This window comes from Pelagibius sp. (assembly GCF_965227505.1).
In the GTDB taxonomy this organism is placed as follows: Bacteria; Pseudomonadota; Alphaproteobacteria; order Kiloniellales; family Kiloniellaceae; genus Pelagibius.
Window position 1 is genome coordinate 4,970,001 of the sequence record NZ_OZ245757.1, and the last position, 24,203, is coordinate 4,994,203.

The following is a 24,203-nucleotide window of genomic DNA, read 5'->3' on the forward strand; positions in this document are numbered from 1 at the left end:
TTCGCCGATTAAAGTGGTACGTGAGCTGGGTTTAGAACGTCGTGAGACAGTTCGGTCCCTATCTGCCGTGGGTGTTCGAGACTTGAGAGGATCTGTCCCTAGTACGAGAGGACCGGGATGGACGCACCTCTGGTGGACCGGTTGTCGCGCCAGCGGCACAGCCGGGTAGCTAAGTGCGGACGGGATAACCGCTGAAAGCATCTAAGCGGGAAACCCCCCTCAAAACCAGGCCTCGCCTAAGAGCCGTGGAAGACCACCACGTCGATAGGAGGCATGTGGAAGTGCAGCAATGCATGAAGCTGAGCCTTACTAATCGCTCGATCGGCTTGATCCTCCTCCGTTTGTGAAAACAAATGGAGCCTCCGTTTGCGATAAGCAAATGGAGAGAAACCCCGTCACGACCAGTGATAAATCTCCGGACTCTTCGCGCCAGCGAAGATGTCCATCTCCGATGCCCGACCAATCCCGCAAGGGATTGTGTCGAGTAGATGCAGACAACGACATGTTCCCTCACGGGAACAGTCGGACACAACGCCAAACCAGACACCCGGCCCCCTCACCAATCCTTTGCGTGCTTCGACGACTTGGTGGCCATGGCGAGGGGTCAAACACCCGATCCCATCCCGAACTCGGACGTGAAAACCCTCAGCGCCGATGGTACTGCGTCTTAAGGCGTGGGAGAGTAGGTCGCCGCCAAGTCTTCCAAGCACGCAAAAGGCCAAGAACGCAAAACACCAGGCACGCAAAACACCAGGCACCAAACCCAACACAAAAATCCGAAACGACAGGATCCCCAAAAGGATCCGTCGGACATCATCACGCCAAAACCAGGCAATCCAAACAACACCCACCCGACAAACGCGGGGTGGAGCAGCCCGGTAGCTCGTCAGGCTCATAACCTGAAGGTCGCAGGTTCAAATCCTGCCCCCGCAACCACCGAAACCGACACTCCCGAAAGGGATGTGTCGGTTTGGTGCTTTAAGGCCCGGTTTTCCGCCAGTTTCTCGCGTTTCTCCGCCGCCCAATCGAGGATCGTCCCGAGGTCCCCGTGCAGCGTGGCGTCGATCTCGCCGCGCCCGGGGCCCGGTGTCAGCGTAATGCGCTCGACGATATCCCGGATGGCCTGCGTCGCCTCAGCGCGCTCCTCCGGACACTGGAGGGCCTCTGCAAGGCGTTCCACCTTGGCCCGGTAGAGGCCGGCAATGGTGGGCAGCGTATCGGGCAGGTCCTCCGCCGCGCTCTCCAACCGCATCTTGAGGTCCACCTGTTCGGCCTCGAGCTTCTGCAGGCGCGCCATCAGGGCGCGGGTGTAGCCGCCCTCCTCGATGACGGTGACGATCTCCGCGATGCGCTTTTCCATCTCGGCCAGCGCCCGGCGGTCGGCCGCGGCCGTGGCGCGGCGTTCGCGCCGTAGCCGGTTGGTCTCCTCGACATAGGCCCGCATGGCCTGGGCGGCCACTTCCGGGGCCATGAGCCGGTCCTTGAGGCCGGCCAGCACCCGCGCCTCCAGGTCCGTGCGTTTGATGGTCCGGCTGTTCTCGCAGCTGGCGTTCATCACATGGTTGGAACAGGCATAGCGGCCCTGGCCGCGCAGGGAGTAGCGCCCGCCGCAACAGCCGCAGAAGACGAGCCCGGAGAGCAGGGTGCGGGGCCGGTGGGTCTCGTTCAGCATCCGCGCCCGTCCGGCCCGGGTCGCCGCGATGACTTTGGCGTATCTCACCGTCAGCGCGGCTTGCTGGTCCTTGGCAGCCTGCCAGAGCGCGTCGTCGACGATGCGCAGTTCGGGCACCTCCTTGACGATCCATTGTTCCGGCGGATTGAGCCGCGAGACCCGCTTGCCGCTCTCCGGGTCTTTCATGTAGCGCAGGCGGTTCCATACGATGCGCCCGATGTAGAGCTCGTTGTTGATGATCCCGGTGCCGCGCTTGGCGTGGCCGCGTAGGGTGGAGTCGATCCACAGCTTGCCGCCGGGGCCCGGCACGCCCTCGTCGTTGAGCTGCCGCGCCAGGGCGCGCGGCGAGATGCCGGCGGCGAAGTCTCGGAAGACCCGCCGGACGATCTCCGCCTCCGCCGTGTTGATCCGGCGCTTGCCTGGGCCCTGATCGTCCACGATCACATCGTAGCCATAGCAAAGCCCGCCGCCGGAGCGGCCCTGCTCGACCCGGCCGCGCAGGCCCCGGTGGGTCTTTGCTGCGAGGTCTTTCAGGAAGAGGGCGTTCATGGTGCCCTTTAGCCCGACGTGCAGTTCGCAGACCGCGCCCTCGGCCAGGGTGACGATCTCGACGCCGGCAAACCGAAGGTGCTTGAAGAGTGTCGCCACGTCGGCCTGGTCGCGGCTGATCCGGTCCAGGGCCTCGGCCATCACCACATCGAAGGCGCCCTTCTGCGCGTCCTGCAGCAGCGCCTGCACGCCGGGTCTGAGGGTCACGCTCGCCCCGGAGATGGCCGCGTCGTGATAGGTCCCCCCAACGATCCAGCCTTCCCGCTCGGCCTGCTCGCGGCAGAGCCGGAACTGATCGGCGATCGAAGACGCGTTCTGGGCATCGGAGGAGTAGCGGGCATAGAGCGCGGCGCGGGTCATATCAGCGGGGTTCCCGGTTGTCGTTGGCTGCCTTGCCCTCCGCGAAGCTCTCGCGGGCGATCTGCCGGCCGATGAGCCGCGCCAGGGTCAGCACGGCCGTCTCCAGCCGCCTTGCCGCCGCTCCGTCGTCGTTCGCCGCAAGGGGGCTCCCAAGCCGGCGATCCTGCTCCTCGTTGGTCATCGACTCGCTCCCAAGACAAACCGGGCGAGAAGTCAGACCTAGGCGTGGTTGTGCAACAGGTCAACGGGAAAACCTCAATCTTTCTCTGCAGTTACGTCAATCTGCCGCGGGCGTGGTCCAGGCCGGGGAAGCACCGTCCAGCGTCATCCACCCCCATCCAGGAGAGATTTTTCTTTGGATCTTGCCCGCAGTCTGGCCGGGCCGAAGAAGGCGGGCTGTCAAGGGCGGCAATCAGGCCGCCGCCTCCGGCGGTCGTCAGACCCTTGACAGCCCGGCGCGGCCCGGCAGGCTTGCCGGCAAGCCCAAAGACAGGTCGTTTTTCGTGGACGGAGTTGTCGCTGCATTGGCTCATCGTTCGGGTCCGTGGCGGCCGCGTTCGGCCGCGGCGACAGCGGCGATGAGCGCCTCGGCCAAGGCGAGGTCGGCATCGTTGAAGGTGCGGGCCTGGGCCGTGACGGCGGCGATCTTGCGGGCCCGGCGTTCGGGCTCTCCGGTCTGCACGTTGCTGCCCGACCGTACGACCGGGAAGAAACCCGCCGGCGGCACTTCCAGCGCCTGCACCAGCCGCTCCAAGGTCTCGAAGCTGGGGGCCGAAGCGCCGCGCTCGATCGATCGCAGCGCCACCTCCGAGCGGCCGATCATCTCAGCCAGTCGAGCCTGGGTCAGGCCGCGCCGCCGCCGCAGGGCGCGGATCAACAGACCCACTTCGCGGGTGAGGGGCATCACAGTGTCGATTTTGCGGTCCCGGCCTCCTCGGCAAGCCGCTCCAGGTCATGCAATGCCGGCAGCAGTATGGTGGTGTCGCAGTCCGCCTGAGCCTTGCGGAGGGTGTCGCAATAAAAGGCGGGCCGCAGTTTGAGGACGAGCCCGCGGATGCTCGAAGGCCGGGCCTCAGCCAGAGCCAGGGTACAGCGGTTGCCGAGCGCGACGAGCTCCCGGTAGCGGGCGCTGTACTCCGGCTCGTTGTAGGCGAAAGGGCCGTCCCGCCGCTCGGCCTCGGCGATCCAGCCGACCAGAGCATCCGTGGCCTGCCGGTACCGTTCGGCCAACATCGCGACCCGGGTGTCGCCATCGACGCGTGCAGCGAGCGCGGCGAGGGGTGCGGCGGTGGGAATGGCGATCGCTGCGCCACCGGCCAGCATGGCCCGGCGCGAAAGTCCTGTGCTAAGGGTAGGGGTAGCCATGACCGGACTCCATCAAAGTCTGGTTGTGGTCAGGCGCGGGAGGGTGTTGGCGCATCCTCTCGTGCCGCTCTAGGACCGCACAATTCGGTCAATTGGTACATGTGTGCAGTTGAGTGTATTATGCGTTCACAGGACGATTCGGTCAACACTCTTTTGCACACAATGAATGCAGATTGCATACGATGGTTAAGACAGAAGCAATTTCCATCCGCGTTGAACCGGACATTAAAGCTGCTGTGAAACAGGCGGCTGATGACGACCGTCGAACCGTTGCCTCTTTGGTCGAGAAGGTCCTCGTCGAGTACCTAGCGGAAAACGGCTACCTCAAAACGAAAAGCTGATCGCAAGAATTGGATCGCATAGTATTCAATGTACGCAGAGTCGGGTTACCATCCGAACGATGGTGAGCTGAGTGAGGGGACTGTATGAGTAGCGTCTATGGGGCCGAGATCTCCTGCCAAGTGACTGTCACACCCTGTGCACCAGCGGTGATGACAACCAGTCAGAGCATTTTCTGATCGCTGAGGGTCTCAGGGGTCCCCTTTTGCTTGGATTTCTGATCAACATGCATGCTGGTGAAGAAGGTCAGCCTCCATGACGAAACCTCTTTCAGACTATTGTTGGCTTCGATGGCGGTTAGATGGGTTGACCAGTGGTGCCAGACGGGCAGTGCCGGACCACGAGCTCAGGGTGGAGAGGCGCGCAGAAGACTCGTCCAAAAAATGGATGAAGAATCTACGTCGGGGCTCCTAATGCCTGGGTACCGTTTCGCCTCCATCAAGAGAAGCGTGGAACGTCGGAGGCCCCGTGCCTACTAAGTTGCAGGCTCGGGTGGCCTCACCAGTCCCGGTGGGTTTCGAATAACTGAAAGGCGGCATCGTTGATGCGGGTGCCTACGTTTGAGTGCAAGCCGCCAGCAACATGGATGCCCACAGCTATACGCTGGCCGTCCGGAAAGCGGGCGATAACCGGACCGCCGCTCATCCCGCCACCTGCATCGCAGTTGTAGAATATTCGCCCACCATCCACATCCAGCACACGGCCCCGCACGCCGTACATATGAAAGCGCCGGAGGTCCATTGGATATCCGAAGATGTTCACAGCCATGTTGCCAAACTTGACGTCCTCGTAGTCGGCGAAGCCAAACCATCCGAGCTTGTTTCCGATCTCCGGGTTCGCAATCTTGATGACCGCATAATCGAAGGGGCTGCCTTCAGAGGGCGCGCGGCGCCAGCCTTGGTCGAAGGCATTGTCGATGACATGATGCCACCCACCGCGCGCGGATCTGCCGTCATAGGCCAGGCCCACATCCAGGCGGCGCGTCTCGCCGGCTTCGGGATGGAACAGATTGTGCGCAGCGGTCGCCAGGGTGCGTGGACCGATGAGCCAGGCGGTTCCGTAGCGGGCTATGCCATCGCCAGGGATAATCTTCAACAGTCCTATAGAACGTGCGGGAATCCGCGACGTATCGTTAATAAGGGTGCGTTCGTCTGAGCCGCCGATCACGTTCTGAAGCTCAGTGTCTATGTAGCCTGTCCCAGAATCGTCCCCGACAGCATCTGGCTCTTTCCAGGGGGCAGACCGGAGGTCGGTTCTCAAAATGTCTTCGAAAAGCGCGCCGCCGTTGGTGGCTTCCATGAAGCTTCCCCGAAAGCGTTTCCCGCGGACGAGAGACTGACTAGAGTCAATTCGGTCGTGCTTGTCATCTCGTGCGAGAGAGTCGCTCGCGCAGGCGGGCGCGTCGGACATCGCGACGCGATCCCAGCCCCGCATGGCCTTCGATTGCTTCCGCGAGCGACCCTTTGGCGCCGACTTTCTCTTTGCCGGCGATTTCCGGTCGACCTTTGCGGCATTCCTCGATTTGCGGACCATAGAGTGCCTCCACAATTGGCTTCCCGATATTCGCCTGTCCACCGGGCCTAGTTTGCGGGCTCCGTCAGGTCGGCCGAGCCATTGGATTGATTGGGCGAGAGGGCCTTCATGACTTCTTCGGCTTCCTTGATGGCTCTCGCCAACGTCTCAGAGAACGGATAGACGGTTAGCGACACTGAGGTGTAGTCGGCTCTCGCCGCAGCACTGGCCGGCGCGTTCTGGAGGTTGGACTTGCTGAGGCCGAGCGACTCGGTGGCTTCGTTGCGGGCCTTCGTCGCGTTAGCGAGCGCTGTCTCGCTTTCCGCGACGTCCTTGCGCTTGTCGATGATAGACTTTTCGTCGGTCAGGCCCTGGGTAATACCTGCCACGATGCCATTCAGGATCGAGCCGGGTATCTTGACGATCCCCAGCGCCTCGGAGCCACGCTTCACTTCGTACTTGTTAACAACACCGTCCTTGATTCCGATGGTGACGTCCTGGTCAGCAAAAACAGTCGAGGGTACTGGAAGGACGGCCAACTCGCGCTCAGGTATGTTGACGGGGTGCCCCGCGAAGGGTGCGCCGTCGACTTCAAGGCGGATGATGCGTGTTGTCATGTTGCGCACGCAGAGCCCAACCTTGCATATAGGCGTGTTCAAGGGCGCTCGCTGCACTGGCTTCGCGTTTGGGTCAGATGGCTTTGGAAATGCCGTAGCGCCGTTGGGATAGGCCACTGTGAGTGTCACATCGGTGACCTGGATCGTCTCTTTATTGTCGCTGGCTGCTGTAAAGGCCCTTGCCGCCCTCGAGATGGCAGTTTTGAGACCCTTGTTGACCCGATCGACGTCGCCTTTCGATAGTGGATCGAAGCTGTCGTCGAACACGACGACCTTGCCTTGCAGGAAGGCCGCCTTGCTGCTCTGCAGCGCGAGCCTCGCTGCGGACTTCGCCGCTTCCTCGACGATGGCGAGGAGCTGGGCATCGGAGTTGCTGGAGATAGTCGTCAGAAAGCCGGTACTCTCATCCACTGCGATCTTGATGTTTTCATTATTGAATGGGGAGGGGCTGAGCTGTGCGACCAGGGTGCCGACTTCCGGATCGGTTGCGGTCTGCGGCGGTTCGATCGTAATGCCGATGCCGTTCTGGTCGACAAAAACCTGGACCGGGACAAGGCCCTTCGGCAAGGAGTAAGGGGTCCCCTTGTACTTGCCCAAAGCGGCAGATGTGGAAGATATCGTTGGCGAGCAGCCGGCGATGAGGCAAATAATGATTATTGCAACCAAGTTACGCATGTTCCCCCCCCCAAGATAATCCCTGTGCTGAGGCCAATAAAGAAAGGCACAGTATCCCAGCTAGTGTTTTCGAAAATTGCTACTAGAGATAGATATTCTAAATGATGTTTTTAACCGCTGGAAGGCCCCCTGGCGCTCCTGGATGAGCAATATGTGGTTAGGTGTCAACCACGACCAAGCTCCCCCAACCTGCAGGCCAGAATGACTTCGATGGGGTTGTCTCGTATTCGCTGGAGCGGCTTGGCAATCTGTGGCGACCGGGTCGAGGTTCCGCATTTCTGCGCTGACCATTGTTTCCGTTTTCTTGGAGGGGGGATGGGGACGCCCCGAAATCACTACAACCGCTAGCCTGAAGACTACAAGAAACGTGTCTGCTTTACGCTAGTTGCCATCTTCGAGACGCCCGACGATCGCGGCCCGACGCAGCGCTTTCAGCCAGCGCACATGGGCTTCGACGTAAGCTTCTTAGTTCCAGGCCGGCAGCTGGATGGTGGTGCATACGGTTTCGAGATGGATAGCCGACCCGTAGAGGAGGCAGCGCTGCCGGGCAAGTTCGGCGGTTGCGCGGTCGGCAAGACGGAGGCGGCTTCGGCGCGTCCGATCTTGAAAATGCAGGCGATCGTGATCCCGTCGCCGGCGGCCTTTTTCACCTCGGCACTGTGGATCCACTCGTCCGTGCCCGTGTCTTTATTCTGATGTCGAAAAACCATAATATGCCGCATCTACACTTCACGCAGTTCTGCGCAATTGGGGAACATTGGATGCGGATCGCAACATTCAACATTGAGAATCTGGATGATGCGGAAGTGAACCCGGAAAAGGACGCTCCGTTCGAGGTCAGAGTAAAGATACTGCGCCCAATGCTTGAGCGGTTACGCGCAGACATTATCTGTTTTCAAGAGGTTCACGGACAAGATGCGCCAGAGGGCGAGCAAGGTCCCCGCACGCTCCGTGCGCTTTCCACGCTTCTGCAACATACTCGCTACGCAGACTTCACGCTTTCCTCGACTACGCTTAAGGGTAAGCGTGATGTAGAGCGGTTTCGGAATCTTGTCGTCGCTTCTGCACAGGAGTATGCGGTGGAGGAGGTGCGCGAAGTGCAGAACACATTAGTGAATCCTCCTCAGTATTCCCGAGTCACCGCGACCGGCGATCAAACGCCGATCCAGGTAGGGTGGGAACGGCCAACGCTCTACGTTCGCCTGCGCAAAGGAGATGCAGATCCGCTGCACATCCTGAACGTTCACTTTAAGTCAAAGAACCCCACACCCATTCCGGGTCAGGGGCCTGAGCGGTTCAGATGGAAATCGGCCTCGGGCTGGGCGGAAGGCTACTTTCTGTCCTCCATGAAACGCGTCGGAGCTGCGCTGGAAACGCGTATCTTCATCGACGGTATCTTCGATGTCGAAGACGACGCAAACATCGTCGTTTGTGGCGACTTCAATGCCGAGCCCCACGAAGTACCTGTCATGGCAATCCGCGGCATGACGGAGGATACCGGAAACCCCGATCTAAATGCCCGCGTGATGCATCCCGTGGCCCTGTCCATTGCCGATAGCCGTCGCTTTACTCTCTATCATCATGGAAAGGGCAACCTACTCGATCACATGGTTGTTTCGCGGCGGATGATGGCGAGCCTCGCTCGCGCCGAGATCCACAATGAGATGGTGCACGATGAAAGCATCGCCTTTGCGTCGGATGCGAAGTACCCAGAGTCCGATCATGCGCCGATGGTGGCGGAGTTCAACTAGAACGCCAACTGGGCGCTTTCAAAGACTTAAGCATCTCTCGCTAAGTCCGAAGTATTTTCAAAGAGGGCGGTGATGGTGCGATAGACAAACCTAGCCCTCTTAGTTGCCGTGCGGGATGCGCAGGCTTTCGCGGGTGATTATTAGATGTATCGCCGGTCCTTGCCGACCAAGCCGTTGAGTTTGAGCGATCGATCACGCTGCTAGCATGACCGGACGTCAGTGCGTGTTGCGACACACCGTTCCCGGCGCTTAGATACTTGAAAAGTGTGACGAAATGCCGTTGAGCGCTTTATGGTTCCGTACTCGACAACAACTGGCAAATAGAAAGCGTCTTGCTAACTTTCGTTCACCTCGTTCGAAGTGGTGAGTTTCCTTGCCCTACGGTTTCTCGAAATGGGCAATCACTGAAATCAGGTAAGCAGTGAATGCGTTCAGTTCATGTTTCTTGAGTTCCCCTAACCAAGTGCCAGGAGTTGCTTGCTTCTGGATATAGTTGAACAGGTTGCTGTATCGCGCCGCGCCGTCCACTACCACCATCCGGGTTCGGAACTTATCTGATTTAAAGTTGGAATCCCACGGGCCCCTCAGATTTTCAGGCAGGTTGTCCAAAATCAAATCTAGTCCTCTTACATTGCTACCTTGGATTATCATCGAATTCATGCGATTAGGCAGGTTGCCTATGCACTTGATTTCGCGGAAGACTACAAAGTGCTTACCCAAGTCGCTATCGAACTTAGTTGGCCGGTAGGCGTCCATGTAGTAGATGCGCCCTTTTGGTTTTAGCGAGAGTGGCGTTTCTAGGCGAAGTCCGGTCCCCAAGAACGTGCCATCGACCGTGACCTTTGCGTTCAATTCGATATCGCAGGGTGCAAGGGTTACGTTTGTCAGGTAGGACTTGAGTTTGTCGACATCGCCGCTGTACTTGCTATTCAGCTTTCCGATTATCCAATCGTGAGCCTCTCCAAGCATTTTATCAGTGGCGCCGGCCATAGCGTCTGATTGCGTATAAACCTTCTCGATACTTGGTGTCTTCTCAATAAATTCGCGAAGGTTTGACGTATCAACATAGACTAAGCTGCCTTCCTCAACATACGAAGCATCAACTCGACCAATGTCTTCCTCGCCATTTGCGTTCTTTGCCCAGTGGAGGCTGACTCTATAGTACTCGTCGCCAACCGCAGGATCTTCTATAAGTCGCACGTACCTGCCTACGCGTTTGGTGAAATTGCTTCTCTGCTCAAGTTTGTGTGGTTGTAGGACCGTAATTTGATCTTCAGATGTTGCCACCAACCACTTCCCTGGGGGCAACATCTTGTAAAGATCCGCTCTCAACAATCCGGAGATGCCAGCGTTGGTGATTACGGGCTCGTAGTAAGCGGGGATTTTGGTTTTAGAGTCCTTTATCGCGACACGTTTGCCAGTGACGATTGCTACCGTCCCAATTGGCAGATACGTCTTTAGTCCCCTTGTTCTCCGCCCGTTGATTACAAGGTCGGGCTTCTCATTGATCAGAAAAGCGCCTTCTTTGACAACAGTTGCCCTGTATGTTTCTGCAAAAATCTCTTCGGGCAGAATGAACAAGGAAAGAAGAACTAAGATAACTATGCGCATCATGAAACCCTCCCCCCAAAGTTGCATATACGATTTTTGCACAACTAAAGACGGAGATGCAATTCGAATCCTTCGATACGGCTGACATCTTCGCTAAACACAGAAGAACAGGCCGAATGAACTCCGTCCTTTAGATGTCTCTACGGAGTAAGTGCCCGGTTACAGAAAGCTGAATGATCTGCGGCCCTACATGCCGATGCCAAGCCCGCGCTTGCGACCCATATCCCAGGAGATGCCGCTGCCCCGGACAAGGCCCGTGACCTGCTGGCCCAAGGCCTTTTCGATGACCGGCCGCCAGGGGACGAGCGTGAACTCCTTGGAGCGCTCCACCAAGGCGTACTTGCCACTGACGAGCTGAACGGATTGACGATAGGTGCCGCTGACACGCTCGCCGCTCTCCACCATGCGGAAAGTCAGGCCATGTTCCCTGCCGAGCTTCCCGCCGGCCTCCCGCACCTCGCGCTGGGCCAGGGCGGTCAGCATGCCGCGCTGGTAGACGAGCCCCGCGTCGGTCTCGCGGGCCAGCCCCTCCGCCATCAGCCACTGCCGCCGCCGGGCGAGGGCCTCGCGCGCCTCCCGGCCGAAGCCGCTGTCCCGTAAAGGGGCCGGCGCTTGGGCGACCAGTTCGCGGTCGAGCCATGTGGCGGCGTTCGCCGTCACCTGGGCCTCAAGGTCGATGAGCGACAGCATCCTTACGCCAAGCTGCCCGCCGCGCCGGCTGTCGTAGCCGCGCGCCCGGTCCTCGAAGTCATGGGGGACGCGCCAATGGCCGGCGTCCAGGCGCTCGACTAGACCCGCACGGCGCAGCGCCTCCAGCCGGCGCACATGAGCCTCGACGTAGCCCTCTTGATTGCCGTCCGGGATGCGCAGGCTTTCGCGGGCGGCGGCGAGATGGACCGCCGGCTCGTAGAGACCACCGTTGTCGCGGGCCAATTCGGCGATGTTGCGGTCGGCGGGACGGGGAGGGGCCTTGACGCGGCCGACCTCGACGATGCTGCCGACCGCGATCTCATCGCCGGCCGCCTCGCTCATTTCGGCGTAGTGGACCCGCCCGTCCGCGCCGTCGATGACGAGGTGCAGCCGCCCGGTCAACTCGTCGCCCGCCAGGCCCTTGCCGATCACCCGGCCGACGGCCGGCGGCTGCCGGTCGGCGCCGCGATGGATCACATAGCTTCGGGGGTCGCGCGCGAGACCCTGTTCGGTCATCGCCCGGTGCATGGTCTTGATAATATCGCCGCGCTCGCCCATCTCCCGCAGCGTCCGCTCCAGGCGGCCGGACAGCGACCAGCACGCCGGGTCTTCTTGGCGGGCGAGGCCCATCCGTTCCAGTCGCTTGAGGCGTCCGATCAGGAGGGCGCGGTTGGCCCGCCCGAGATAGGATTGCTCCTCGCCTATGCGGAGATCGACGAGGCCCTGGTCGTTCACCTCCTGGAGGACGGCCCGGTCGAGCCGGGTGAAGCGGTCCTGTTCCACCTCCCGGCCGAGCCTCTGCTGGACCTCCCATTCGCTCTGCGGGCCAAGCTCAAGGGTGGCGATCTCGCTCGCCCGGTGGCGGATGCCGTGGGCGATGTAGTCGCCGGCGATGTTGAGGATCTTCCCATCGTCGGTGACCCCTCTGATCACGACATGGGAGTGGGGATGGCCGGTGTTGTGGTGATCGACGGCGACCCAATCGAGCTGGGTCTCCAGATCATGCTCCATCTGTTCCATGAGATGGCGGGTGAAGTCCCGCAGGTCGCCAAGCTCGGTCCCGTCCTCGGGCGCGACGATCAGACGGAACTGGTGAAGGTCGTCCTGGCCTCGGCCAAGGAAGGCCGATCCATTGGCGCGGTCCAGGTTTGCTGAGTAGAGCTGGCCGCGTTCCCCTTCCAAGGTCGCGCCGTCGCGTTGCAGGTATCGGAGGTGGGCATAGGCGGCCTGGCTCTTGCCGCCGCGCAGTTTCACGACCCGCGCCTTCACGATGACGCGGCGCGCCCGGAAGCGCATGCCGCCCTCGGGCCGGCTCCAGCTGCTCTGGCGTGGGAAGCTGGAGACCACTTTGGCGCCCCGGCCGCACGCGTTGAAGCGGCCTGTCCTCGCTCCTCCAAATCGGGCGCCCTTGGCGAGACCGATGCGGCGCGGATCGCCGCCGGCCCTGGTAACTTCCCGTGTGACCCGCTGCAAGAAGGAGACCGGCTTGCGTCCGTGGCCGCTGCCACGAGGACGCGAACGGCCAAGCCGCGGCTCGAAGCCTGTGTCGTCATCACGTGCCATGGCTTTGCATATCAGCCTCGGGCGGCTGCCAGACAAGCCGCACCACCGCACGAAGACGGAAAGGAGAGCTAACTCAGCAGGTTATGCAGGAGTCTATGAGAATCATGGTGCCATGGAAGGGGTGGGTGGTGCCAAAATGGCGTTAGAAAAACAGTGTGCAGACAATCACTTAGCGCCCAACAGGTGCGGCGAACGGCGTTCGCTTTATCTTGCCCTCACTAATTGGGAGCTTCTTTTTTTCGCTCAGCTTCCTTTTCTTCGATGCACTTTCCATGAGCTTCACCTCGCTCTGTTCGCATCAAGCTCTGCTTCGCGCTTCCGCCTGGTGGTCCATGCCCTACTGCGTGCTCGACTGGTGCCGGCACAAGCTGCAGTCAGAGAGGCGAGAAGGCCCTAGCACTCACGTCGTGTTCGGGGCAATTGCTTGCCTGCGACACCGGCAAGATAGCGGGCTCATTCCCGTCTGCGACCCCACCAGGGGACGCATCCGCCGTAGCGGATCCGGCTAAAAATCGGTACTCAGATTGCTCCTTCCATCATCACAATCCCGCTGCCATCACGCCATCGCCGGTTGTGTTTTCGGCCGCGAGAATCGAAAATCCGTACCGTCGATCCACATTCTGTGAAGGATGACAGCAAGCTTTCGGGCCACCGCAACGACGGCTCTATTGCGGCCTACGCGGCGCTGAAGCGACATGCCCCAGGCCTTTAAGACCGACCATTTCTGCACGCGGCAGAGGACCGAATTAGCCGCTTCGAACAGGAGAGCCCGCGCCTCCGGGTTGCCGCATTTCGAAATACGGCCGTCGTAATCGACAGTGCCGGATTGATAGCGTCTTGGTGTCAATCCGAAGTCCGCACCGACCACCTTCGACCGCCTGAAACGGCGTGGATCGTCGATCGCCGAGGTGAATGCGAGAGCCGTCACAGGCCCGACGCCGGGTACCGTCATCAGTCGCCGGCAAACGCTGTCGGCGCCCACGATCTGCAGAACCACCTCGTGGCAGCGCAGGTATTCCTGCTCCAAATGGCCCGCACAAACGCACCCGACGCCAAGTTTATCGGGATAGTCAGGATGTGTGGCGCCTGACGAAGAAGATACTGGTGCTCAGACCTTCACCGCTTTAATCGCCGCAAATTCCTCAGCGTCATTCACCTGTTTAACTAGATAATCGACCCATTGGTCCGAGTAGGTGTAGTCACCATGGGCAGCGTGGAAGATGCAGAACTCCTTATTGGTGTTTTCAGGCTGCTTGGCCCATTTACGCGGACGGATCTTGAACAGCCGCCAGGCCTGCGTGTGATTGTGAGACGTAAAGGCCTTCCCAGATTTCTGCTTAACAAGACGAACGACCGCGCCCGGCTTATGTGGATAGAGGTGGTCGGCGATTTTGTGCTGGACCAGGACGTTCCGTATATCTTTTCCCTCATCCGACTCTGGTCGCACAAATTCAAAATGAGAGCGGCTTTTTGATGCGGAGTCCATCGTGTAGATCACGCGGAACTGATACTCGAGATCAGCCAGCTCGTTTTCGCTCAACTTCTCATTAAGCCGCGCATCAACCGCGTCAATATGGGGCGGAATCTCGTATTTGTGCAAAAGGGAAAGCTGCTCGACATTCATGCGACCGAACTGGAGCGCAAAGGAGAGTTCATGGGCAAGAGTGAGCTGGTCACCGAACAGCTGGCACATGGCTTTATCAAAGTTCAGGCAGCAAGCCTGAAACAGGCCAAGCCATTTGACATCGCTCTTGCCGAGCAGTTTGTGCTCAACTTCATCCCTGATGGTCTTCAGTGAGCGAAGATTGTTCTTCGCGCCGGCAGAGAGCGGGCAGTCAGGCCGCTCGACCATTTGGCTCAGCAGGAGCGAGCGTCCGTCCTTTTGTTCTATCTTGGCTTTCTTGCGCTCGTAAAACTCGTGCAGGAGGTAGGTCCACGCGATATTCGCCAAAACAGAAAACACTTCGGTCTTGAACCGGAAGGCTGCGCTGTTGAAGATTTGGACGGCAAGAATCATCGCTTCACGGGCGCGGATCAACCGTTCGTCGTCAAGAAAATTGAGACCAGTCGCTGGATCAACGGATTGTTTTTTGATCTCGTAAAACGCCACTTCGTCGTCTGACGCAGATTTCTGCTTCTTGTTCTTCTTCACCTCGGTGATACGGGCGCTATTGATTGTTGCCGGCCTATCTATATTAATCAGAGCCTGAATATCCTGATTGCGGCGGCCCTTATCGAGAAGAGCCTTAACGATCTTTTTCTCATGAGCAGTTAGGGCGCCTTCTTTCTTTCTGGTGACCATTGGCTCGAATACTCCTTTCAGGCCATTACCTGGGAGCAAGCAGAACTCTCCAAATCAGCGAAAAACTCCGACGCTGGCTCGACGCCTGAAACTAGGAGTCGGTCTCTCGCGCGCGTGCAGGCCACATAGAACAGGTGCCGCTCCGTCTCGTACACTTCGTCGAGCTCGGCTTCGTCGGCGACTGTTTCGATGCGGTCTTGCAAAGGCAGAACGTCATCGTCACAAGCCATGACAACCACGGCCTTGAACTCAAGCCCTTTAGCGAGGTGCATCGTGCCGATGGAAATGCGTCCCTCGCGTTCCTCCGCGCGGTCGGACAGCTCCAAGGGTGTCTGAGCGGCGTTCTTTACGACCGCCCGCGCCCGCGGCAGTTCCTCCGTGCTGCGAACGAAAACACCGATCTCGCCCGGTTCGATGCCGTCTTCGACGGCCTCATGAACCCAGAGGGCGAGGCCATCGATCTCCTGCTTGCTGTCCTTGAAAACTCGAATCCCGGGGTCTGGCCCGTTGAAGACTGAGACGGTCCCCCTTCTGTCTTCCTCATTACCGTCCACATCGCGCACCAGCGGCGGCAAAAGCCTGTCGACCGTTTGGCGGATTTGATGAGAGGTGCGGTAGTTGACCTTGAGGGTGTGCGACCGCCCCCGAATATCGACGCCCAAGGCCTTCCACGAAAAGGGTTCCTTGAAGATGCGCTGACCAAGGTCGCCGGCGAAAAACAACGCGTCTGGAGTCTGATCCGCAATGGCAGCAAGCATCCGAAGTTCGGGCACGCCCAAATCCTGCGCCTCGTCCACGATGATATGGGAGAATGGTTTGTGGTCCCGCTCGGCGTAATGCGCCGTCACCTTCGCGAAGATCCCGGACCAGGAGTTCAAACCCTGAGACTCCAGCAGTTCTCGCGCACGTACAAAGATAGGCCATACGCGCTCCCTCTGTTTCGAGCCCATCCGGTTCTTGCGCCCTAGGCGCGGCACTTGCGCGTAGGCGTCCAACGAGTCGATCTGCCAGGCATCGACGACACTGGTCCACTCAGAAAGCAAAAACCGGGAGGTGAATTCGGCAAGCCCGAGTTCCTTCACGGCGGCGTCGAGCGCTCTCTTCACTTGTTCCCTGGACGCGGCGCGCGGCGCGTGTCCGAAAGCCAGGGTGAACAGATCTCGGGCGACGCCCTCGAACGGCAGGATGGTCACGTTCGACGGGTTCGCCCCGTTGTTTCCGGTCAACATGCGGAGCTTGTGCTCAAGCGTATTGGCGAGAGGGGAGGAGAATGTCGTCAGAAGAACTTTGGCCCGGTTGTCCCTCTTCAAAACGGCGGCGGTACGGTGCAGCGCGACGACGGTTTTCCCAGTCCCCGCGGAGCCGGAGACGCGGGCCGGGCCGTTAAACTCCTGGTTCACCACGCGTCGCTGGGAGGGATGAAGGAAGACTGTCCACTGATCCCATGGATAAGCGAGCGCGCGCTCCAGCTTCTCCACGTCGTCGAGGACGCGGAACCGGCGCTGCGCATCGGGGTGATCGAAGGGGCTTGCACCGGGCTCGACTGCACCGGGCCTCTGCAATATGCCGGTGGCCGCATAATCGAGTAGGGCTTCCGCCGCCTCGGCCGGTATGTGGTCGGTCATGTCGAAGAAGCTGTCCTCGGACGCGTTGAGAACGTCGTCCACCCAGTCTTTGGGCACGCCGACGCCGAGCAAATCGTCCTTCGACAATTTCAGGAACAGCGGCGCTTGGAAATGTACGGGCGCCTCGGCTGCCGCCGCCACTTGCGGTTCCGGCGTGGCGTAGACGGGCACCGCGATTTCCTCGACCCGCTCGCGCACCTCGACGATTTGAGCGGCGCCGGTCTTCGGGTGCGTCTCGATGCGCCGGCGTTCGGCCCATTTGTAGGCATCATCATGGTGGTCGGTGTAGCAGACCAGAAAGCTGTCGGCGGTCTTATGGACAATCACGCGGATGTCGCGATTGGCGCGGATCGACCAGAAACTGGGGTCTTTTGATTTGTCGATGCGATGGAATTGCAGTCCGGGCGCGGACGGGTTCTGCTGCAGGTCGAAGACAGTGATCTTCACCGCAGACTGCTCCTGCGCGCTCAGCTTACTCAGCGCCTTGATAAAGCTGTCCGCCATGCAGAACTTCACTGCGCCACCTCGTCGTCCTCGGGTGGTTCGCTATCTATTGTTCTAACTCGAACGATCTTTCGTTCAGCTATCCGAGGAATGAGTTTGTCCTGGTCTTGAGCGATGAGAGCGAGAAGCACGTCTTCAGGTACTTCTGGAAAGTCTCGACGCAGCGTCAGGATTGTTCGCGCGTTTTCCAGTTTCAGCGCACGTAAGGTCTCCTGCTCCTTCTCAAGCTCTGTCTCTTTAAGTGCCGTTTCGACTTTCGCCTGTTTGTCGCGCTCTCGCCGGAGTTCGCGCTCCGTAAAATACTTGATGAGACGATCGATGATGCCTTCCAGCGCCTTGCAAGCTTCGCCAAGGCCGACGAGGTCGATCCCACCGGGAGATGCGTAATCAATTCGGGCGACGCGAAGCCTTCTGTAAGACTGCGCGGTCGTTCGCGCCTGGGCTAACAACCAGTCGTTGGAAAGACTCAGATGCTCATCAAATGAGAAAGCAGGACTCGAACGCTCGAACCAGAAAAAGGGCGGTTCATAAGGGAACCGGCGGCCGAGGGCGGCTTTATAGTATAGCGACTCAATACCTTTCAGGACTTCAATGAAGTCTTCCGGTTCCCAACGCCCCTCTATTTCCAATCTTAGCATAAGGCCCTCATTCGTCTCGTCGCCTTAGACCGCAAAAACCTTCATCACCTCGTCGCCGAAATGGTTGATGACCTTGACGGCGAAGCGGCCGGTCGAAGGGCGCGCGAAGGGGCGCGACGTATCGCGGTAGAGCGTTTCCCAGGCCTCTTTATCGATCTCCGCCTTCAGGCTGGTCTTGAGCGCCTTGTAGGGATCGCTCGCACCCATGAAATAGGCGTGGCGGACGAAGAAGCTTTCCTCGTTATAGTCGGTGTCGATGAACCAGGCGGCGATATCGTCCTTGCCGCTGGCGCGGACCTCGCCGGTCTTGGGATCGAACACGTCGACGCCCAGCACTTCGACGACGATGTTGCCATCGTCATCGAAACGCCACTCAATATCAGGCTCGCCGAAGACGACGAAGAGATTCCCCGCGCCGGTGTTTTTCAGTTCCTCCGACATATGCAGGTCGGGGTTCATCTTGGCCTTCAGGATCGGCAGCGGGCCGAGCTTGGTGAGTTCCGACGTATGGGCATCGAAATTGAACCCGCAGGCGATGAGCGCATCGAAACGCGCGTCGAGCGCCTCGCGCGCCGCCGCCGTCAGATCGGCGCGCGTGACTGTGCCGAATTCGGGGCCGATGAAGATGGCGGCGCGTTTTTCCCCTTGTGTCCCTGTCGCGCCTTTGGCGCTCCCCGCCTCTTGCTCGCCTTCCATGAAATGTCCCTCGGCGGCGATGTACCCGCCTGGCCAACCCTCGAGAGCCGTGAAGGTGATCCGGTCGTCCTTGGCCGCCTGGTGCACGCCGGCGGATTTGAGGTTTTCGAGAACCATGGTGGTGAAGTCGTTGAGCGGCGCATGCGCGCGCTCCCGCTTGCCCTCCGCAGCGTCGAGCTCTTCGATCAGCTCGGCTTCGTCAGCGGGCACCACCCGGTGGGGCGACAGGCTTTCGACGGTAAAGGGACCGCTGACGCGGACCTTCGACGTGTCTTCATAGGGACGATCATAGAGAAGCTCTACATCCGCCTTCTGCGCGATGGATTTGTCGATTTCTTGTTGCCGGGCGATGCGAAGCGTCCACCAGTCCGCATGGGTCTTCTTGGCTGCGGCCGACCAGCCGTCTTCGGCCTCGCGCGGGATTTCCCACTCCTCCCAGGATTTGCCGACAGCGGCGTTCAGGCGCTCCCGAAGGGGTTCGAGCTTTTGCTGGTAGATCTCCCAAATGACATCGATTTCTGCGTTGTTGGCGATCGACTTGAGTGTGATATGAGGGGCCCGCTCATAGACGAAACCTTGGCGAAGATCGCCGCGCACTGGTGCATCTGACGGTGGCCTTCCTGTCAGATCGGCTTCTTTGCGTTTCCCGTCCTCGGTGTCCGCAAGAAGGTAATATGGAAAGCGCGCGCCCATGAGTCGGGCGCGGGCCAACGCCAGGGCAACACGTGATGTGTCGATGGTTATCCAGCGCCGGCCCCATTGCTCCGCAACCGTCGCCGTCGTGCCTGAACCGCAGGTCGGGTCGAGCACAAGGTCACCTGGATCGGTAGCCATGAGAATACATCGCTGCACGATTTTCGTGCCTGTTTGGACTACATAAGCTTTGTCAGCTCCGAGGGTCCAACCGGTATCACTCCAGAAATTGTTGATCGGCAGCACGGGGTAGTCATCCGCATATCGCGTGTAACTCAATGTCTTTCCGCCAGCTTCGACACGGTCAGCTTTGATAAGACGCGGCATCGAGGATTCTTGTGTCTTCCAATAGCCTGTTGACGGCCCAACTGCGTTGCCTTGAAAGTTCACTATGTACCGTGTGCCTGGGCTTTGGCTCGTAAGTATCTGCTGGCGATAAATCTTCGAGCCATCGGGAATCTTGGTAAGGTCATCCCGTTCCTCTTTCGAAAGAGTTCGTTTCTCACCATTTGGAAGAGCGACCCTGCGGTATGCTCCATCCGCAGCATCAACTAGGCTTCTTAAAATGACGGGGCGTCGATACTTTGCTTTTGATTTGTCTCTAGCAAACCAAAGCAAATAATCTGAAACCGAAGGCATAAGCTTATCGGTCTGCCCACTAGTCTTGACAAACGTGATGAGCGAACAAAAGTTTTCCTCCCCGAACACTTCATCCATAAGTGCCCGAACACGGTGTACATTCTCATCCCCGATTTGGACAAAAATGCTCCCGCTTTCCGTCAGCAAATCACGCATCGCCGTCAGACGATCACGCAGATAGGTGAGGTATGAATGAATGCCGTCTTTCCAGGTGTCGCGGAAGGCTTTGACCTGCTCAGGCTCCCGCGTGATCTGGTCGAGTTTGCCGTCCTTCACATCGCGCGAGCGCGTTGACACCTGCCAATTGGAATTGAATTTGATCCCATAGGGCGGGTCGAAATAGATGCACTGGACCTGGCCGCGCAGGCCTTCACGCTCGGCAAGACTGGCCATGACCTGGAGGCTGTCGCCTAGGATCATGCGGTTCTGCCAGTTCTGATCATGCTGGTAGAATTCGGTCTTGGCTTCGGGGTCAATGCCATTGAAGTCGGCGAAGAGGTCGGGTACGTCGGTTTCGGCCTCCCGCCGATCCTTGGTCTGGTGTTTCAAGTCCTCGATGATCGCCTTCGGGTGGACCTTCTCCTGGATGTAGAGGGGCGGCGCCTGCACCACGAGGTCTGACCAATCCTGTTGGTCCTTGCCGCGCCAGACGAGCTGCGCATCGCCGATCTCAAGTCGGCCGGTTTCACTGAGTTCCGCGATCTGGTCCGGACTCAAACGCAGTGTCGCGCCTTTCCAGACGATCTGCGGGTCGAGGTCCGGGTCGCGCGGGCGTTTCTCGCCCTTGGGCAGGGGGTCCTGGCGCAGATAGGTGACGGGCTCGAACGGACTGATCTCTTCGGCCCGCTGCGCCGCCGATTGCAACTCCGCCGTCGGAATGTTCTTGCGCTTCGCCTCGTCATGCTTCAGCGCCTCGACCTGCTTGGGTCCCCTTTTCGTTCTTCTCGCCATCAGGCCGCCCCCGCTTCGTTCAGCGCGCTTTCGTCGTGTTCGTCGACCACACGGTCGATCAGCGCCTTGAACTCCCTGTCGATCTCGTAAATGTCGTTGAACTCCTCGAAGGCCCAGCGGCCATAGACGCCCAGATTGTTGACGCCGGGCACCCATTGAGTGCGCATGGTCTCCGATTTGAGCTTCACGTTTTCACGCCGGTATCCCTTCACCTCGACCACGAGATGAAGCGGATCGTCGGCCCCCTGGCCGTCATCGACCCGGACAATGAAATCGGGAATGTAGGTGCGAGCCGTTGAGCCGTCCTTATACGGAACCTCCAGCCCCAGGCCCTGATTCTTCACATAGCATATGACGCGCGGGTGCTGTTCGGCGACGCGGGCGAACTCGGCCTCCCAATCGCTGTCGAGCGCCACATAGTTGATGTGGCACTTGTTCGGCGCCGTCGTCCACAAATCCTTGGTGGTCGAAAAGCCGACATGGGTCGTCGACGATTTGGGGTTATAGGGATCGAGGACGGCCTTCACCTTTTGTTTGTCGCCGATGGAATTGACGATGGCGTTATAGATGCGCTCCGAAGCCTGATTGGCGATATCGAGATATTCGAGCATCCATTTTCCGGTGTCGCCCTTGCAGATCAGATAACCTTCATCGATCCACTGCCGGGCGATGCGCTTGACCTGCCCGAAGAGATGAAGCTTGGGCTCGCCGTCTTCGTCCTTGAAATACTTGTAGAGAAGGTGCTTGGCGAGATCGAAGGCGATGGTGCTCGGCCGCTTCGCCTGCGCCTCGGCCGCCGAGATCATCACCCCTTCGCCGACGATCCCTTCCATCAGAGTCTGGCCCGGGCCGACCATTTCCGGGGTCAGGACGAATTTCGAGTCCTCGGTGAAATTCGCCCTCAGCCGCTCTTCCGGCAAATCCACGCGGTAGCCGGTCACGCGCGGGAAGACAATTTCAAGCGTCGCACGCTCTTTGACGGCCTGCACGCGCGTCGTCTTCTTCGGCGGCTTGACGGGCGCCACTTGCGGCTTGGCCGTAAAGTCGAACGGAATGCCCATGATATCGGCATATTCGGTATCGAACTTCCATTCGGACGGGGGCAATGAGGGATCGACGGGATCATAGTTCAGCCGCCGTAGCGCGCGCCCGACGACCTGCTCGCACAGAAGCTGGGTGCCGAAGGCCCGGATGCCGAGGATGTGGGTGACGGTATTGGCGTCCCAGCCTTCCGCGAGCATGGAAACGGAAACGACGCAGCGGACCTGTTCGCCGAGCCGGTCCTTCTTGCCGACCGTGTTCATCACTTCACGGAGAAGTTCAGCGTCGGAGATTTCGCCGTTATCGCCGGCACCGGAACGCTGAATCTTCTCGCGCTTGAATTGCTCGATTTCGAGCGCGGCCATGTCGCGGAAGGCTTTGTCGATCGTGCCGCCGGATTCGATCTGGTGGCTGTCGATCAGGAGCGTACTGGGCCGCGGAAAGCGGTTGCCATGTTCGTCGAAATTACGGAACAGTTTCAGGTGGCCGTTATGCTCGAAGACGTCTTCGCCATCCTCATTGGGCCGCTGCCAGCCCGAAATCCACTCGTAGACAAGCTTCGATGTTGAGGTGTTGTTGCAGACGACGATGAAGACGGGCGGGGTTTCAATGCCCGCGCGCTCCCACTTCTCGAACGTTTCCTCATAGTGCTTGTAGAGCGCGTAAAGAGCGGTCTTGAGTTTGTCGGGAATGGCGAGCGGGTCGCCTGTCAGTTTCCCCTTTTTCGGCATGTCCTTGCCGATGTGTTGCCAAAGATCACGGAAAATCGGCACGTCGGCGCCGGGAATGTTGTCGGCGACCGGCACGCGCGGCAGCTTCACGATTCCACATTCGATGGCGTCGATGAGGGAGAAGTCGCTGACGGTCCAGGGAAAAAGCGTTCCCTCCGCCCAGCCTGAACCGGAAAGAAAGAACGGTGTCGCGGAAAGATCGTAGACGGCGCGGACGCCGAGTTTGCGCTTGAACGCCTCGATCCCGTTGACCCAGAGGCGGGCGGCCTTGTTCTCCGCCTCGGCCTCTTTCTTCTCATCGCCTTTGAGTCCGGCAAGATCTTCATTGCCCGGCTTTTCTCGGTAGCAGTGATGGGCCTCATCATTGATGACGACAATGTTCTTCAGCCCCATCAGCTCTTCGGCGACCCGGCGAACCATCTGGCCTTCGGTCTCCTGGGTTTTGAGTGCGTCGCCGCGGCCCTGCAGCAGGGACTTGCCGACCTTGTTGGTGTTCATCAGCTCGCGAAGCTGAAAGGCGTGATAATTCGTGATGACGATCTTCGCTTTGTTGATGTCCTCCAGCATGTCAGCGGGGACGAGTTCGCGGGTCTTGTAGTAGCTGTCCGGATCGTTGGGCTGCAATACACGCAGCCGGTCGCGGATCGTGATCCCCGGCGTCACGATCAAGAACCCGCGCGTGAAAAGCTTGCTGGTTGGCGAACGGACCGCATTGACGGTCTGCCACGCCATCAGCATGGCCATCACGGTCGTCTTGCCGGCGCCGGTCGCCATTTTCATGGCAAGGCGGATCAACTCAGGATTGGCTTGCTGATTCGCGCCCTGGATATGGTTCCAAAAGCGCTTGTGGGCCCTTTGATTCCGGGCAACCTCCGCGAGCCATATGATCGTTTCGACCGCTTCGACCTGGCAGAAGAAGGGGCGAACGCCCTGAAAATCATGGTGCCGCCAATGCTGCAACAGGCGGGCTGTGGCAGGCGTCACGCCCCAATCGGTCTGGCTCGGCAGCCTGCGCCAGGCGGCGACGCGAGACCTGATTTCGTTGATGATCGGCCTGCCGTATTCCTGCTCCTCCGTCGAAATGCCGTCATCGGCATTCAGGTCCAGCGTCTTCTGATTTCTGTCGGACCTGGCTCGTTGCTTTCTCGACCTGGGAACGGGAGAGATTCGTTCCGAGCGGCGGCGCCCGCTAACCGGAGGATTGTCAGTGGGCTGGCCTTCTTCGTCCAACGCATGATGTCGCGTCGGTTCTGCATAGGGCGAGTTCAGAATTGGCTGTTCGTAAAACGTCTCAGTCATCTCGCCTGTGCTTTTCCAATTCTGTTCCGTTTTGATTCTTGCCCACCACTGTCAACGTCAGCGCTATTGATCGAACCTTCTTTTCTGCGAAATGACCGGCTCAACAGCCGCTCGTATTCCTCAGTTGAAAGGACCACGACGACCGGCCGGCCATGCTTCTCAATCATGACGGGTTCCGCCCGGGCGGTATCCAAGAGCAAACCGAAGCCATTCTTGGCTTCCTTCGCGGACATCGATTTCATGGCGAATCCCAAAGAGCCATTTGGTCTACTTTGTCCAATAGGGGCTTGATTACGCAAGGGTTGATTTTCTAACGGACCCCTCGCGTCAGTTGGCGGCGAACTCTTGCACCCGCAGTTGTGTGAGAGCGATAGGTGTTA

Annotated in this window: 17 protein-coding genes, 1 tRNA gene, 2 rRNA genes and 2 pseudogenes (1 of these 22 only partly in view); 7 read left to right on the forward strand and 15 right to left on the reverse strand. The window is 59.4% G+C overall.

Annotated elements, in window-relative coordinates; translation table 11 throughout:
• The 4 genes from ACO06P_RS23265 to ACO06P_RS23280 all read left to right on the forward strand — a co-directional run.
• A 23S ribosomal RNA gene (locus ACO06P_RS23265) occupies nt 1–334 on the forward strand (it extends 2,415 nt beyond the left edge of the window).
• Between the two features lie 249 nt (nt 335–583).
• Nucleotides 584–699, forward strand: a 5S ribosomal RNA gene (gene rrf / locus ACO06P_RS23270).
• A gap of 160 nt (nt 700–859) precedes the next feature.
• Nucleotides 860–936, forward strand: a tRNA-Met gene (locus ACO06P_RS23275).
• 112 nt (nt 937–1,048) lie between these two features.
• Complete coding sequence (locus ACO06P_RS23280) at nt 1,049–1,414, forward strand: hypothetical protein (protein ID WP_420347601.1); 366 nt, start codon at nt 1,049–1,051, stop codon at nt 1,412–1,414.
• A gap of 81 nt (nt 1,415–1,495) precedes the next feature.
• On the opposite strand, the pseudogene ACO06P_RS23285 reads toward ACO06P_RS23280, so the two are convergent.
• From ACO06P_RS23285 to ACO06P_RS23300, 4 genes and pseudogenes are all read right to left on the reverse strand, one after another.
• Nucleotides 1,496–2,581: pseudogene (locus ACO06P_RS23285) on the reverse strand (recombinase family protein); the annotation flags it as partial.
• Nucleotide 2,582: 1 nt separating this feature from the next.
• Nucleotides 2,583–2,762, reverse strand: coding sequence for a hypothetical protein (locus ACO06P_RS23290; RefSeq protein ID WP_420347602.1), 180 nt, complete (start codon nt 2,760–2,762; stop codon nt 2,583–2,585).
• A gap of 348 nt (nt 2,763–3,110) precedes the next feature.
• A complete protein-coding gene (locus tag ACO06P_RS23295) occupies nt 3,111–3,485 on the reverse strand; it encodes a helix-turn-helix domain-containing protein (RefSeq protein ID WP_420347603.1) in 375 nt (124 codons plus the stop codon).
• A complete protein-coding gene (locus ACO06P_RS23300; RefSeq protein WP_420347604.1) occupies nt 3,485–3,946 on the reverse strand; it encodes a hypothetical protein in 462 nt (153 codons plus the stop codon). Before ACO06P_RS23300 ends, ACO06P_RS23295 begins: the two co-directional genes overlap by 1 nt.
• A gap of 182 nt (nt 3,947–4,128) precedes the next feature.
• On the opposite strand from ACO06P_RS23300, the gene ACO06P_RS23305 reads away from it, so the two are divergent.
• The gene (locus ACO06P_RS23305) at nt 4,129–4,287 is read left to right on the forward strand and encodes a hypothetical protein (protein ID WP_420347605.1); all 159 of its coding nucleotides are present in this window, start codon (nt 4,129–4,131) and stop codon (nt 4,285–4,287) included.
• Nucleotides 4,288–4,783: 496 nt separating this feature from the next.
• On the opposite strand, the gene ACO06P_RS23310 is transcribed toward ACO06P_RS23305, so the two are convergent.
• Together ACO06P_RS23310 and ACO06P_RS23315 are read right to left on the reverse strand one after the other, a co-directional pair.
• Nucleotides 4,784–5,584, reverse strand: a complete 801-nt coding sequence (locus tag ACO06P_RS23310) for a trypsin-like serine peptidase (protein WP_420347606.1) — start codon at nt 5,582–5,584, stop codon at nt 4,784–4,786.
• A gap of 281 nt (nt 5,585–5,865) precedes the next feature.
• Complete coding sequence (locus ACO06P_RS23315; protein WP_420347607.1) at nt 5,866–7,089, reverse strand: hypothetical protein; 1,224 nt, start codon at nt 7,087–7,089, stop codon at nt 5,866–5,868.
• 444 nt (nt 7,090–7,533) lie between these two features.
• Between ACO06P_RS23315 and ACO06P_RS23320 the strand changes: the two genes are divergently transcribed.
• Together ACO06P_RS23320 and ACO06P_RS23325 are read left to right on the forward strand one after the other, a co-directional pair.
• On the forward strand, nt 7,534–7,785 hold the full coding sequence (locus ACO06P_RS23320) for a hypothetical protein (protein WP_420347608.1): 252 nt from the start codon (nt 7,534–7,536) through the stop codon (nt 7,783–7,785).
• A gap of 65 nt (nt 7,786–7,850) precedes the next feature.
• Nucleotides 7,851–8,840: an endonuclease/exonuclease/phosphatase family protein gene (locus tag ACO06P_RS23325; protein WP_420347609.1), complete on the forward strand. Its 990-nt coding sequence runs from the start codon at nt 7,851–7,853 to the stop codon at nt 8,838–8,840.
• Between the two features lie 378 nt (nt 8,841–9,218).
• Here the strand turns inward: ACO06P_RS23325 and ACO06P_RS23330 are convergent, their stop codons facing one another.
• The 9 genes and pseudogenes from ACO06P_RS23330 to ACO06P_RS23370 all read right to left on the reverse strand — a co-directional run bounded on the left by ACO06P_RS23330 (nt 9,219) and on the right by ACO06P_RS23370 (nt 24,065).
• Nucleotides 9,219–10,454 carry a hypothetical protein gene (locus tag ACO06P_RS23330; RefSeq protein ID WP_420347610.1) on the reverse strand — a complete coding sequence of 412 codons (1,236 nt, stop codon included), beginning with the start codon at nt 10,452–10,454 and terminating at the stop codon, nt 9,219–9,221.
• A 183-nt stretch (nt 10,455–10,637) separates the two neighbouring features.
• Nucleotides 10,638–12,488, reverse strand: a complete 1,851-nt coding sequence (locus tag ACO06P_RS23335) for a DUF3363 domain-containing protein (protein WP_420347611.1) — start codon at nt 12,486–12,488, stop codon at nt 10,638–10,640.
• Nucleotides 12,489–13,260: 772 nt separating this feature from the next.
• Nucleotides 13,261–13,698, reverse strand: a pseudogene (locus ACO06P_RS23340) (transposase); the annotation flags it as partial.
• Nucleotides 13,699–13,812: 114 nt separating this feature from the next.
• Complete coding sequence (locus tag ACO06P_RS23345) at nt 13,813–15,006, reverse strand: DUF3644 domain-containing protein (protein ID WP_420347612.1); 1,194 nt, start codon at nt 15,004–15,006, stop codon at nt 13,813–13,815.
• A 17-nt stretch (nt 15,007–15,023) separates the two neighbouring features.
• Nucleotides 15,024–17,135 (reverse strand): 3'-5' exonuclease, encoded by a 2,112-nt coding sequence (locus ACO06P_RS23350; protein ID WP_420347613.1) that lies wholly within the window; start codon nt 17,133–17,135, stop codon nt 15,024–15,026.
• Between the two features lie 8 nt (nt 17,136–17,143).
• Nucleotides 17,144–17,773, reverse strand: a complete 630-nt coding sequence (locus tag ACO06P_RS23355) for a hypothetical protein (protein ID WP_420347614.1) — start codon at nt 17,771–17,773, stop codon at nt 17,144–17,146.
• 24 nt (nt 17,774–17,797) lie between these two features.
• Nucleotides 17,798–20,752, reverse strand: coding sequence for a site-specific DNA-methyltransferase (locus ACO06P_RS23360; RefSeq protein WP_420347615.1), 2,955 nt, complete (start codon nt 20,750–20,752; stop codon nt 17,798–17,800).
• Complete coding sequence (locus ACO06P_RS23365) at nt 20,752–23,823, reverse strand: BPTD_3080 family restriction endonuclease (protein ID WP_420347616.1); 3,072 nt, start codon at nt 23,821–23,823, stop codon at nt 20,752–20,754. The genes ACO06P_RS23360 and ACO06P_RS23365 overlap by 1 nt, the downstream gene beginning before the upstream one ends.
• Nucleotides 23,820–24,065 carry a type II toxin-antitoxin system Phd/YefM family antitoxin gene (locus ACO06P_RS23370; RefSeq protein WP_420347617.1) on the reverse strand — a complete coding sequence of 82 codons (246 nt, stop codon included), beginning with the start codon at nt 24,063–24,065 and terminating at the stop codon, nt 23,820–23,822. The genes ACO06P_RS23365 and ACO06P_RS23370 overlap by 4 nt, the downstream gene beginning before the upstream one ends.
• Nucleotides 24,066–24,203: the final 138 nt, after the last annotated feature.

Excerpts from the sequence above, each read along its gene's own strand:
- ACO06P_RS23290 (WP_420347602.1), bottom strand. The coding sequence starts at position 2,762 with ATGACCAACGAGGAGCAGGATCGCCGGCTTGGGAGCCCCCTTGCGGCG.
- ACO06P_RS23295 (WP_420347603.1), bottom strand. The coding sequence starts at position 3,485 with ATGCCCCTCACCCGCGAAGTGGGTCTGTTGATCCGCGCCCTGCGGCGG.
- ACO06P_RS23300 (WP_420347604.1), bottom strand. The coding sequence starts at position 3,946 with ATGGCTACCCCTACCCTTAGCACAGGACTTTCGCGCCGGGCCATGCTG.
- ACO06P_RS23305 (WP_420347605.1), top strand. The coding sequence starts at position 4,129 with ATGGTTAAGACAGAAGCAATTTCCATCCGCGTTGAACCGGACATTAAA.
- ACO06P_RS23310 (WP_420347606.1), bottom strand. The coding sequence starts at position 5,584 with ATGGAAGCCACCAACGGCGGCGCGCTTTTCGAAGACATTTTGAGAACC.
- ACO06P_RS23315 (WP_420347607.1), bottom strand. The coding sequence starts at position 7,089 with ATGCGTAACTTGGTTGCAATAATCATTATTTGCCTCATCGCCGGCTGC.
- ACO06P_RS23320 (WP_420347608.1), top strand. The coding sequence starts at position 7,534 with ATGGGCTTCGACGTAAGCTTCTTAGTTCCAGGCCGGCAGCTGGATGGT.
- ACO06P_RS23325 (WP_420347609.1), top strand. The coding sequence starts at position 7,851 with ATGCGGATCGCAACATTCAACATTGAGAATCTGGATGATGCGGAAGTG.
- ACO06P_RS23330 (WP_420347610.1), bottom strand. The coding sequence starts at position 10,454 with ATGATGCGCATAGTTATCTTAGTTCTTCTTTCCTTGTTCATTCTGCCC.
- ACO06P_RS23345 (WP_420347612.1), bottom strand. The coding sequence starts at position 15,006 with ATGGTCACCAGAAAGAAAGAAGGCGCCCTAACTGCTCATGAGAAAAAG.
- ACO06P_RS23350 (WP_420347613.1), bottom strand. The coding sequence starts at position 17,135 with ATGGCGGACAGCTTTATCAAGGCGCTGAGTAAGCTGAGCGCGCAGGAG.
- ACO06P_RS23355 (WP_420347614.1), bottom strand. The coding sequence starts at position 17,773 with ATGCTAAGATTGGAAATAGAGGGGCGTTGGGAACCGGAAGACTTCATT.
- ACO06P_RS23360 (WP_420347615.1), bottom strand. The coding sequence starts at position 20,752 with ATGGCGAGAAGAACGAAAAGGGGACCCAAGCAGGTCGAGGCGCTGAAG.
- ACO06P_RS23365 (WP_420347616.1), bottom strand. The coding sequence starts at position 23,823 with ATGACTGAGACGTTTTACGAACAGCCAATTCTGAACTCGCCCTATGCA.
- ACO06P_RS23370 (WP_420347617.1), bottom strand. The coding sequence starts at position 24,065 with ATGAAATCGATGTCCGCGAAGGAAGCCAAGAATGGCTTCGGTTTGCTC.